At 74.2% G+C, this 11517-nt stretch carries 9 protein-coding genes; 5 read left to right on the forward strand and 4 right to left on the reverse strand.

Annotation, left to right across the window (positions count from 1 at the left end):
- Positions 1-134: 134 nt before the first annotated feature.
- The 3 genes from PUR71_RS01290 (at position 135) to PUR71_RS01300 (ending at position 3448) form a co-directional block, all read left to right on the forward strand.
- On the forward strand, positions 135-932 hold the full coding sequence (locus PUR71_RS01290) for a serine/threonine protein kinase (protein ID WP_329924410.1): 798 nt from the start codon (positions 135-137) through the stop codon (positions 930-932).
- Between the two features lie 2 nt (positions 933-934).
- Positions 935-2278 (forward strand): serine/threonine-protein kinase, encoded by a 1344-nt coding sequence (locus tag PUR71_RS01295; protein WP_329924411.1) that lies wholly within the window; start codon positions 935-937, stop codon positions 2276-2278.
- Positions 2279-2386: 108 nt separating this feature from the next.
- Entirely contained in the window at positions 2387-3448 is a 1062-nt protein-coding gene (locus PUR71_RS01300; protein ID WP_329924412.1) for a hypothetical protein, read from the forward strand.
- A 4-nt stretch (positions 3449-3452) separates the two neighbouring features.
- Here PUR71_RS01300 and PUR71_RS01305 read toward each other — a convergent pair whose 3' ends face one another.
- Positions 3453-4121: a response regulator transcription factor gene (locus PUR71_RS01305; protein WP_329924413.1), complete on the reverse strand. Its 669-nt coding sequence runs from the start codon at positions 4119-4121 to the stop codon at positions 3453-3455.
- Positions 4118-5395, reverse strand: coding sequence for a sensor histidine kinase (locus PUR71_RS01310; protein WP_329924414.1), 1278 nt, complete (start codon positions 5393-5395; stop codon positions 4118-4120). Before PUR71_RS01310 ends, PUR71_RS01305 begins: the two co-directional genes overlap by 4 nt.
- A 101-nt stretch (positions 5396-5496) precedes the next feature.
- On the opposite strand from PUR71_RS01310, the gene PUR71_RS01315 reads away from it, so the two are divergent.
- Positions 5497-6606, forward strand: a complete 1110-nt coding sequence (locus PUR71_RS01315) for an RNA-guided endonuclease InsQ/TnpB family protein (protein WP_329924415.1) — start codon at positions 5497-5499, stop codon at positions 6604-6606.
- Between the two features lie 50 nt (positions 6607-6656).
- Here PUR71_RS01315 and PUR71_RS01320 read toward each other — a convergent pair whose 3' ends face one another.
- Together PUR71_RS01320 and PUR71_RS01325 are read right to left on the reverse strand one after the other, a co-directional pair.
- A complete protein-coding gene (locus PUR71_RS01320; protein ID WP_329924416.1) occupies positions 6657-7523 on the reverse strand; it encodes an ABC transporter permease subunit in 867 nt (288 codons plus the stop codon).
- On the reverse strand, positions 7520-8491 hold the full coding sequence (locus tag PUR71_RS01325) for an ATP-binding cassette domain-containing protein (RefSeq protein WP_329924417.1): 972 nt from the start codon (positions 8489-8491) through the stop codon (positions 7520-7522). The genes PUR71_RS01320 and PUR71_RS01325 overlap by 4 nt, the downstream gene beginning before the upstream one ends.
- Before the next feature lie 701 nt (positions 8492-9192).
- Between PUR71_RS01325 and PUR71_RS01330 the strand changes: the two genes are divergently transcribed.
- Positions 9193-11517, forward strand: a 2325-nt coding sequence (locus PUR71_RS01330) for an ALF repeat-containing protein (RefSeq protein WP_329924418.1), incomplete at its 3' end; no start/stop codon positions are given.

Consider the following 11517-nt stretch of genomic DNA (forward strand, 5'->3'; position numbering starts at 1 on the left):
AGCCATGGAGGGGTGCGGGTTTCGCGAAGCGACCGCCGAGCGCAGCGAGGTGGGCGCGTGAGCGAGCGCAGCGAGCGAGCCATGGAGGGGTGCGGGTTTCGCGAAGCGACCGCCGAGCGCAGCGAGGTGGGCGCGTGAGCGGCGTCGTCGTGTATCTGCCGCCCGGGCCGGGTGCCGGGGCGGTGACGCTGCGGCTGGGGCCCGGTCAGGTGGCGCGGTTCGGGCGGGGGTCGGCGGCGGTGCCGGTGGAACTGCCGCTGGCGGACGCGGCGGTGTCGCGGCTGGCCGGGGAGATCCGGGTGACCGAGGACCATTGGCAGTTGAGCAACCACAGTGCGAGCCAGAGCTATCTGGTGGAGAACCCGGAGGGTGCCGGGGAGTATCTGCGGGTGCCGCCGCGGCGGGCGGGGGCGCCGATCCCGTTCGAGTTCTCGCGCGTGGTGCTGCCGACCCACGGCGGGGGGACGCTGGCTTTCCAGGTGTTCGCCCCCGACCACGTCTACCTCGATCCGGACGGGCTCGGCGGCGACCAGCTGCGCGGCACCCGGACGGTGACGGCGTATTCGCTGGACGAGACGGCGACCTACTTCCTGGTGCTGGTGGCTTTGTGCGAGCCGCGGCTGCGTGACCAGTCGCCGCTGGAGGTGCCGACGACGCCGCGGATCGTGGAGCGGCTGGCCGGTCATCCGGCGTGCGCGCGGCTGACGGCGCGCGCGGTCAGTTCGCACATCGACTACCTGGCCGAGGAGAAGATGCGCATCGCCGCGCCCGTGGAGGAGCGGGGAGGGCGGCGCAACGGCAAGCGGGAGGCGATCGTGGCGATCGCGCTGCGGTTCGGGCTGGTGCGCGAGGAGCACCTGGCGCTGTTGCCGCCGCGCGGCCAGGCGCCCGGAGCGGGTGGCCCCTCCCCGGCCGGCCGCGCGGGTGCCTGAGCGTGCACCCGCTGCCGCCGGGCCGGCGCGTGGGGCGCTGGGAGGTCACCGGGCCGATCGCGGCCGGGGGCTGGGCCAGTGTGTACGCGGGCCGCTCGGTCGAGGACGGCGCCGAGGTGGCGCTGAAGATCCTGCCGACCGCCGGGCTGACCCCGCGTCAGGCCGCCAAGGTCGCCGAAACCGCACGCCGCGAGGTGGAGTTCGCGCGCCGCAACCGTCACCCGCGCCTGGTGCGCCTGCTGGACTCCGTCCAGCTCGGGGCGCAGGGTGACGCGTTCCTGGACGGCGCGATCGTCCTGGTGATGGAACGCGCCGAGCGCAGCCTGCGTGACCTGCTGGAGGCCGGCGGGGTCACCGAGTCGGAGGGTGGCGCGCTGATCGCGGGGATCTGCGAGGGCCTGGTCCATCTGCACGCCGCCGGGTGGGTGCACGGTGACCTCAAGCCCGACAACGTGCTCCTCGCGGCCGACGGTTCCGTCCTGCTCGCCGACTTCGGGCTGGCCACCGAGCTGACCGGCACCGGTGGCACGCACGGCCACGCGCCGCCGATGGGCACGTTCGACTACCTGCCGCCCGAGCGCTGGCGGGCGCCGCTGGGCGAACGGGGCGTCACCGTGCGTCCCAGCGGGGACGTGTGGGCGCTGGGCATCGTCGTGCACGAGGTGTTCGCGCGCGGCGCCTCGCCGTTTCCCGGCGCGACTCCGGCGGCCCGGGCGGCGGCCGTCCAGGAGTACGCGCAGCGGCGTGCGCCGCTGCGGATGGCGGATGGGGTGCCGCCGTTCTGGCGGGCGCTGGCCGCCGACTGCCTGGCTCCCACGCATGCCGAGCGTGCCGCTCACACCGCGCAGAGCCTGCTGGCGCGCATCCGCGCCCACCGGGGCGGGGCCGGGCCGGGGCGGCGGCGTCACGCGCCCGCGGCGCTCGCGGCGGCGGCCGTGCTGGCCTCCGGGGCGGCGGTGGCGGGCACGGTGGCGGCGGGCTGGACGCACGCCGGCGGCAGTGCCCCGGCGGCGGGCCGCGTGCGGGTGTACAACGCGGACCCGGACTGCCAGGCCCGTTCCGGGCGCGATCCCCGGTGCAGCCTGGGTCTGGCGATCGACCCGCGCGAGCCGTACCTGGCCGGGAACGTGGTGGCGACCCGGGTGTGGCACGGGGACGTGCTGGACGCGGAGTGCGAGGAGCCGCACGGGGTGCCGATCGTCGACGAGATGGGTACCCAGTCGCCCCGCTGGTTCCGGGTGCGCCTGTCCGGGGGCCCGGCGGCGCCCACCGCGTGGCTGCCGGCGGTGCGGACCCTGGACCGCCCCGAGCTGCCGGCGTGTTCCTCGCCATCCTCGGCCGGCTGACGGGCCCCGTCCACCCGGAGCGTTCCGGATATCCGCCCCGGGCGGCCCGGCGCTAGCGTGCGGACGGTCCGTCAGGGCCCTTTCGTCGCAGACTTCCAGGAGCCAGCCTTGCGCACTACGCCGATCCTGCGCCGTGCCGCGCGCGCCGTGGTCCCCGCCCTGGCGGCGGCCGCGCTCGCGCTGGGTGCGGTGCCGGCCGCGAACGCCGCCGTCCCTTCCCCCGCGCCCGCGCCCGCCGTCTCCGCCGCGCTCGACTCCGACGCCGACGGCCCGATCGGGCGCGGCGAGGTCATGGACCGCGCGTGGTCGTGGATCGCCGAGCAGGTCCCGTACAGCCAGCAGGGCTGCCACGGCAACCAGTTCGGCTGCTACCGGCCCGACTGCTCCGGCTTCGTGTCGATGGCCTGGCACCTGGGCAGTTCGCTCACGACGTGGACGCTGTGGAACGTCACCGCCGACATCCCGGCCGACGACCTGCAGCCGGGTGACGCGCTGCTGAAGGACTCCGGCGGCACCGACCACGTCGCCCTGTTCGTGCGCTGGGCCGATCCCGGCCACACCCAGCCGGTGGTGCGCGAGGAGTACGACTTCGGCCACGTCGCCGAGGAGCGCACGTGGGGCGACGGGCTGCGCGGCTTCACCCCGCGCCGCTACAACCGCCTGGACGACCTGATGCCCTACGGCTCGATCCGGGTCAAGTACGACGCCATGGGCGGCCTGAACAGCGTGCTGGGCGCGCCGATCCGCGGCGAGCGCGATTCGGCGGCCGGCGGGCGCTTCCAGCAGTTCAAGAACGGCATCATCCTGTGGCACCCGGACGCGGCGTTCGCCGTCTACGGCGACATCCTCACCCGTTTCTGGGCCACCGACGCCGAACGGGCCTGGGGCTTCCCGACGATGGACGAGGCGGACGGCGCGGCGGCCCCCGACGGCACCCGCGGGCGCTACCAGTTCTTCGAGCGGGCCGTGATCCTGTGGTCCGCGCCGACCGGCTCGCACGTCGTCCACGGCGCGATCTACGACGCCTTCCACGCGGCCGGCCACGAGAAGGCGATCGGCTATCCCGTCAGCGACGAGAGCGACGAGCCCGGCGGGCGGGTCCAGAGGTTCCAGAACGCCGCCATCCACTGGAACGCCGCCACCAACACGACGTCCGTCACCCGCTCCTGAGCGTTCAGGTGGGCTGGACGAGGCGGTTCTCGTAGGCGTAGACGACGGCCTGGACCCGGTCGCGCAGGCCGAGTTTGAGGAGGATGCGGCTGACGTGGGTCTTGACGGTGGCCTCGGCGAGGGTGAGTGCGGCGGCGATCTCGGCGTTGGACAGGCCCCGGGCGACCTGGATCAGGACGCTGCGCTCGCGGGCGGTCAGCGCGGCGACGGCCTCCTCGCCGCGGGTGGCGCCGCGGCCGTCGGCGGGCAGGTGGGAGGCGAAGGTGTCGAGCAGGCGGCGGGTGACGCGCGGGGAGACGACCGCGTCGCCGGCCGCCACGCAGCGGATCGCGGCGAGCAGTTCGTCCGGTTCGGCGTTCTTGAGCAGGAAGCCGGAGGCGCCGGCGCGCAGCCCGGCGAAGGCGTACTCGTCGAGGTCGAAGGTGGTGAGGATGAGCACCTTGGTGTCGGGGCGCTGCCCGACGATGCGGCGGGTGGCCTCGATGCCGTCGGTGCCGGGCATGCGGACGTCCATGAGGACGACGTCGACGGGCCGTTCGGCGGCCAGGCGGACGGCCTCCTCGCCGTCGCCGGCCTCGCCGGCGACCTCCAGGTCGGGCTGGGAGTCGAGGGTCATGGAGAAGGCCAGGCGCAGCAGCGGCTGGTCGTCGACCAGCAGGACCTTGATCGTCATGCGGGGCTGGGCTCCTCGTCGGTGTGGCCGGGGTGGTCGTCGGTCAGGTGGAGGGTGGCGGCCACGCGCCAGCCGCCGCCGGGGGCGGGTCCGGCGCTGAGGTTGCCGCCGTAGGCGGCGACGCGTTCGCGCATGCCGGCCAGGCCCTGGCCCAGGCCGGGGGTGGTGGCGGTGGCGGTGGGGCGGCCGTCGTCGCGGATCTCCAGGGTGACGGCGGCGGGGGTCGCGTGGACGGTGACGCGGGCGCGGGCGCCGGGGGCGGCGTGTTTGAGGGTGTTGGTGAGGGATTCCTGGACGAGGCGGTAGGCGGTGAGCTGGGCGCCGGGCGAGAGGGCGGCGCCGTCGCCGGTGACGTGGAGTTCGGTGGGCAGGCCGGCGGCGCGCACGTGTTCGGCGAGGACGGTGAGCTGGCCGATGCCGGGCTGGGGGTGGCGCAGGGCGTCGGGTTCGTCGGCGCGCAGGACGCCGAGGAAGCGGCGCATGTCGGTGAGGGCCTGGCGGCCGGTCTCGGCGGAGCGGCGCATGGCGTCGGTGGCCTTGTCGGGGGCGGTGGCGTTGGCGTAGGCGGCGGCGTCGGCGAGGGCGACCATGACGGAGAGGTTGTGGGTGACGATGTCGTGCATCTCGCGGGCGATGCGGGAGCGTTCCTGGGCGACGGCGAGGGCGGCCTGCTGGTCGCGCTGGTGTTCCAGGTCGCGGGCGCGTTGCCGGAGGGCGGTGAGCTGGGCGCGGCGGGCGCGGACGTTCAGGCCGAGGGCGACGGCGGCCAGGACGGTGCCGGAGAACAGGACGAACACGCGCAGCCACACCGGCAGCGGGGCGTGGGCGTTGTGGGGGGTCAGTGGGGGCCAGCGCAGCAGGGCCATGACGACGCCGAGTTCGGCGACGCCGTAGGCGATGAGGGTCAGGCGGCGCCGGCAGTGGGCGGCGACGGTGTAGAGGGCGAGCAGGACGGCCACGTCGGCGGGCATGGGGTGGCCGGTGGCCCACTGGAGGAGGGCGGCCAGGGAGATCGCGGCGAAGACCGGGAAGGGGGCGCGGCGGCGCAGGGCGAGCGGCAGGACGAGGGCGGCCTGCAGCGCCCAGAGCCAGGGGGTGGCGTGCAGCTCGCGGCGCTGGGGCAGGGCGGTGAGCACGAACAGGCCGAGGGTGGCGGCGGCGTCGACGAGGGCGGGGTAGCGCTCGGTGAGGACGGCCGCGCGCAGCCGGGCGAGCCCGCGCGGGACGCGGAGGCGTCCTGCGCGGGCTGCGGGGGTCCGTTCGGCGGTGGTCACCCGTTTTCTCCCAGGACGTCCGGGCCTGTGAAATGGGGACGGGTGGGGTGCGGAGGCTTCTGTCGCAGGCTCTTGTCAGTGGCGGCCGATAGCTTGATCGGGTGCATCTGAGGTACTCCTATCGGCTCTGCCCAACAGCGGGACAGCGTAATGCGCTGGCCCGAACGTTCGGGTGCGCCCGGGTGGTGTACACCGACGCCCTCGCGGTCCGGAAGGCGGCCCGGCAAGGCAAGCTGCCGTTCCCGAAGAGCAGTGATCTCCAGAAGCTGGTGATCACGACAGCGAAGAAGACGGCAGAGCGGGCGTGGCTCGCATCGGTGGGCGTGGATCCGCTGATCCAGTCCCTGCGGGACCTGGACACGGCGTACCGGGCGAAGATCGGCGACGTGCGGGTCAAGTGGTCCCGCGCTCTGCCGGCCGAACCGTCGCCCGTGACGATCATGCTGGATGCGGCCGGGTGGTATCACGCGTCCTTCGTGGTGGAGGTGGACCCCGCTCCTCTGCCCGTGGCAACCGCCGAGGTCGGCATCGACCTCGGCCTGCCCTCCTACGCGGTCCTGTCGGACGGGCAGGTCATCGACAACCCTCGCTTCCTCCGCAAGGCGGAGAAGAAACTCAAGGCCGCCCAGCGGGAGCTGTCCCGCAAGGCCAAGGGCAGCAAGAACCGGGAGAAGGCCCGCAAGAAGGTCGCCAAGGCCCACGCCAAGGTGGCCGACACCCGCAGGGACTGGCTGCACCAGCAGACCACCAGGATCATCCGTGAGAACCAAGCGGTGTCTCTGGAGGACCTGAACGTGCGCGGCCTCGCCCGAGGGCGGCTGGCCAAGTCCGTCCACGACGCTGGATGGTCCACCTTCCGACGACTGCTCGAAGAAAAGGCAGCGCGGTACGGCCGCCCGATCGGCATCGTGCACCACGCGTTCCCGTCCTCCCAGCTGTGCTCGGAGTGCGGGCACCGCGACGGGCCCAAGCCCCTCGCGGTGCGCGAGTGGGCCTGTCCGGTGTGTGGCGTGCTGCACGACCGTGACCTCAACGCTGCTCGTAACATCCTGGCCGCCGGGCAGGCGGACAGGCTAAACGCCCCTGGAGGGCCGGTGAGACCTGGCGTGGCGATCCCACGCCAGGCACGGCCCGTCGAACGGGGAACCCGCCTCGGCGGCTGCGGATCACGGGCACGTGCCGCAGCCGCGGGAGGGATCCCCCGGCCATAGCCGGGGGAGGATGTCAACGCACCATGCTCACACGGGCGGCGGGCCGGCTGTCATGCGTCGCGTCGCTTGAGGACGACGGCGGCGCCGATGAGGGCGGCCAGGACGTAGAGGCACATCACGCCGAAGCCGGTCCAGGGGGCGAGGTCGTGGGGGCCCTGGTGGAGGGTGGCGAGGGCCTGGCCGGCGTTGCCGGGCAGGTAGGGGGCGATGGTGTCGCGCCAGGAGCTGGGCAGGGCCTCGGTGAGCAGCGGGAGCAGCATGAGGACGCCGAAGACGGCGGCGATGCCGCCGGCGGTGTTGCGGATGAGGGTGCCGAGGCCGACGGCGAGCAGGCCGACGGCGGTGAGGTAGAGGCCCATGCCGAACACGACGCGGGTGACGCCGGGGGCGCCGAGGGTGGTGTCGAGGTGTTTGCCGGCGAGGATCGACTGGCCGACGAAGAAGGCGGTCAGGCAGGCGAGGGTGGACACGGTCCAGGCGACGGCGCCGAAGACGGCGGCCTTGGCCCACAGCACGGGCAGGCGCTTGGGGACGGCGGACAGCGAGGCGCGGATCATGCCGGTGGAGTACTCGCCGGTGATGATCAGCACGCCGAGGACGCCGATGGCCAGCTGGGCGAAGTGGTAGCCCAGGAGGCTGTGCTCGGCGGCGCCGAAGTGCATGCGTTCCTCGGCGGGCAGGTGGTCCCAGCGGCTGACGGTGCCCCAGCACAGCAGGGCGCCGAAGCCGATGGTGAGGGCGACGGTGATGCCGAGCGTCCAGTAGGTGGAGCGCAGCGAGCGGAACTTGATCCACTCGGCGTGGACGACCCGGGCGAGGGTGACGCCGGGGCGCTCGGGCCGGGAGGAGGGGGCGAAGGCGGGGTTCGTGGCCGGGGCCGGGGCGGTCCCGGCGGCGGGGGTGGCGGTGGTGGTCATGCTGCCATCTCCTTGACCGGCTGGGCGGGGGTGACGGCGGCCTGGTACTCCACCGCGTCCTTGGTGAGCTCCATGAAGGCCTCTTCCAGGGAGGCCTGCTTGGGGGTGAGTTCGAACAGCACGAGGGAGTGGGCGGCGGCCAGGCGGCCGATGCGTTCGCAGTCGGTGCCGGTGATCTCCAGGCGGTGCGCCGGTCCGTCGTCCCCGCTCTGCTCGGTCTGCTCGGCCTGCTCGATCCGGACGCCGGGCTGGTCGGCGAGCAGGTCGCGCAGCCGGTCGGCGTCGGGGGTGCGCACGAGGACGGCGCTGCCGGCGGCGCGGGCGGTGAACTCGGCCACCGAGGTGTCGGCGATCAGGCGGCCGCGGCCGATGACGATCAGGTGCTCGGCGGTGAGGGCCATCTCGCTCATCAGGTGGGAGGAGACGAGGACGGTGCGGCCCTCGGCGGCGAGGGCCTTGAGGAGGTTGCGGATCCAGCGGATGCCCTCGGGGTCGAGGCCGTTGACCGGCTCGTCGAGGATCACCGTGGCCGGGTCGCCGAGCAGCGCGGAGGCGATGCCCAGGCGCTGGCCCATGCCGAGGGAGAACCCGCCGGCCCGCTTGCGGGCGACCTCGCGCAGGCCCACCAGGTCGACGACCTCCTCCACCCGGCGCCGGGGGATGGCGTGGGTGGCGGCGAGGGCGGCCAGGTGGTTGAAGGCGCTGCGCCCGGTGTGGACGGCGCGGGCCTCCAGCATCGCGCCGACCTCGTGCAGCGGTGCGCCGTGTTCGGCGTAGCGGCGGCCGTTGACGGTGGCGTGCCCGGCGCTGGGGGTGTCGAGGCCGAGGAGCATCCGCATGGTGGTGGACTTGCCGGCGCCGTTGGGGCCGAGGAAGCCGGTGACGATGCCGGGGCGGACGGTGAAACTCAGGTCTTCGACGGCTGTGCGTGTGCCGTAGCGTTTGGTCAGGCCGACGGCTTCGATCATGGCGGGTCCTAGCGGAGGGGACGGTCCGGGGGTGTCGTCTTCCACGCTAGGCAGCGGCCGGGGGGCGTTCGAGGGTCGGCGGGAGGATCTTGCGGGGGCCCCTTTGGGCCGCGCGATGCACTCGGGGTACATCTCACGACGGATGCCGGGGCGGGTGCCGGGGGGCCGGGGCGGGCGGGCGCTCCGGGGAGGAAACGTCACCGAATCGTGATGGTCGGGAAATGGACATTCCACTCTCTCATAAATCCTTAATGTCCACATTCGAGTGGCCCGGACGCGGGCGACCCGGTCGCGTTTTCCCGTGCGGTGCTTGAGTGCAGGTCAGAAGCCCTGCGGCGGCGGTCTCGTGCTTTGACGTGCGGGATTGACGGCCGGTAGCTTCCGCTTGTTTTTCTTTGCCGGCTCGGGGGTGCTGGTGTCTCTCCCGGGCGCGTCTCTCTTTTCTGGAGTCCTCGTGCGCACCGTTCACAGACTGTTCCGGCCTCTCGGCTGACCCCCTTTCCGCGCGCCGGTCCTCCGGTGCGTGACGACGAAGACCGCCCGCCGTCCCGCCCGCTCCGCGTGACGGTGGGTCCGCGGTGCGCGCCTTCCTGCCGCACCGCCCGTTTCGGAGCGATGACCAGGACCACCGGTGTGGACTGCGGATTCCGGTGGCCCGCACGGCACTTCGGTGCCCGATTCATGATGGATTGCGACATTCGATGACATTGTCACTGACCTCACGGGCCCGGTCGCGTCTCGCGGCCGGGTTCGTGGCGGGCAGCCTGCTCACCGGGCTGCTCTCGACCCCCGTACTGGCGGCCGACACGCCGCCGGCGGCGACCGCGGCGAACCCGGACCGGGTGAAGGCGGTCGCGGCCTGGCAGGCCGGCGGGCCGGCCGTGCGCCACGCCGCCGAGACCGCGCTGACCGGCAACGGCGACGACCTGAAGGCGTTCCTGACGGGCGGCGGCCAGGCCGCGGCGAGTGACCAGGACCTGCGCACCAAGGTCGAGGACCTGATCGCGAACTCCGGTCCCGGGGTGCGCGATGCCGGGCAGGCGGCGCTCAAGGGCTCCGCCGATGACCTGCGGAAGTTCCTCGACAAGGGCGCGCTGAAGGCCTACGAGGACGACCAGCGGGTGAAGGTCTCCCAGCTCATGGCCGCCGGCGGGCCGGGCGTGAAGGCCGCCGCCGCCAAGGCCATGGACGGCAGCCTGACCGACGTCAACACGTTCCTGAACGAGGGCCAGTTCAAGGCGAGGGACGACGACGACCGCGTCCACCTCTCGCAGCTGATGGCCTCGGGCGGGGACGAGGTGAAGAAGGCCGCCAACACCGCGCTCAACGGCTCGATGGAGGACGTCCAGCAGTTCCTGCAGTACGGCTACCAGACCGCGGCCGCGCACGACCAGGAGAAGCTGACGGTCGCCCAGCTGGCCGACCTGACCAAGACCGCCTCCGACCAGGCCGGCCAGCAGGCCCGCACGGCCGCGGACGCCGCCGGCAAGGCCATCGACGCCACCAGGCTGGCGAAGGAGGCCTCGGAGAAGGCCGCCGCCGAGACGAAGGCCGCGCAGGGTTCGGCCGGGCAGGCCTCGAACGCGGCCAGCCGTGCCGCGAACGCCGCCTCCCGCGCCGCCACCGCCGCCCAGACCGCCTCGGCTGCGGCCAGGGCCGCCAACGAGGCGTCGCGCCAGGCGGCCAACGCCGCCGCCAACGCGGCCGCCGCCGCCACCAAGGCCGGCAACGCCGCCAACCGGGCCCTGGCCGCCGCGGCCGGCGCCGCCGGGGACGCCGGGCAGGCCGCCGCGGCCCGCGACGCCGCCGTCACCGCGCGCAACGCCGCCGTGGACGCCCGCACCGCGGGCGAGGCCAGCGCGTGGGCCGGCTACGCGGCCAACCAGGCGAACCTCGCCGCGCAGTCCGCCCTCTCCTCGGGCGACAACGCCGCCGCGGCCGCCCAGGCAGCCGCGGACGCCGCCGAGTACTCCGGCGTGTCCGCCGAGGACGCCGCCGAGGCCCGCCAGGCCGCCGCCCGCGCCCGCGCCGCCGCCCAGCGCGCCAGGAACGCCGCGAACGCCACCATCACGATCGCCGCCCAGGCCGCCGCCGCGGCCGGCGACGCCCAGCGCGCCGCCAACGACGCAGCCGCCCACGCCGAAGCGGCCGCCACCGCGGCCGAGGAAGCGGCCCGGCACGCCGGCGAGGCGGCCACCGCGGCCAACGTCGCGAAGGCCGCCGCCGAGGCTGCCGCCGCGGACGCCAACTCCGCCGACAACTCCGCCAAGCAGGCCCACAAGATCGCCGACATCGCCCGCGCCAGCGACCAGCAGCGCTTGGACGAGCAGCAGGCCACCGAGATGGCCAACGCCGAAGAGGCCTCCCGCGCGGCCGACGTGAAGGCGAAGAAGGCGGCCTGGGAGTCCGGCAAGGCGACCCAGTTCGCGGCCGACACCGACCAGCTGATCAAGGACGCCACCGCCTCCGGCGTCGACCCGAAGACCGCCGTCCTCAAGGGCCGTCAGGCCGCCTTCCGGCTCCTGGACGCCGGCGGCCCGTGGACCAAGGCCGCGGCCCAGACCGCGCTGGAGGGCGACGACAGCGCCGTCCAGACGTTCCTGGCCACCGCCCTGACGACCGCCCGCGACTACGACGACCGCACCAGCGTGATGGCGATCGCCCAGTCCCCCGGCAAGCTGGAGCTGCGCCTGGCCGCCGAGACCGCGTCCGTCGGTTCCTCCGACCAGGTCCGTGCGTTCCTGGCCACCGGTCAGTACCCGGGCAAGGACGACGACGACCGCGTCGCGCTCTCACAGATCATGGCCGCCGGCGGCCCGGGCGTGAAGGCCGCCGCCGGCAAGGCCCTGGACGGCACCATCGACGACGTCCGCGCGTTCCTCGCGGTCGGCCAGTTCAAGGCCCGCGACGACGACAACCGCGTCCTGGTCACCCAGGCCCTGGCCACCGGCGGAGCCGAGGTCAAGGCGGCCGCCCAGGCCGTCCTGTCCGGCCCCGCCGACCGCCTCGTGCCGTTCCTGCAGACC

It is taken from the genome of Streptomyces sp. SP17BM10 (assembly GCF_036322405.1).
Lineage (GTDB): Bacteria > Actinomycetota > Actinomycetes > Streptomycetales > Streptomycetaceae > Kitasatospora.

What these genes read in the sequence shown, in the direction of transcription:
- PUR71_RS01305 (WP_329924413.1), bottom strand. Translation starts at nt 4,121, where the DNA reads ATGACGATCAAGGTCCTGCTGGTCGACGACCAGCCGCTGCTGCGCCTG.
- PUR71_RS01320 (WP_329924416.1), bottom strand. Translation starts at nt 7,523, where the DNA reads ATGACCACCACCGCCACCCCCGCCGCCGGGACCGCCCCGGCCCCGGCC.
- PUR71_RS01325 (WP_329924417.1), bottom strand. Translation starts at nt 8,491, where the DNA reads ATGATCGAAGCCGTCGGCCTGACCAAACGCTACGGCACACGCACAGCC.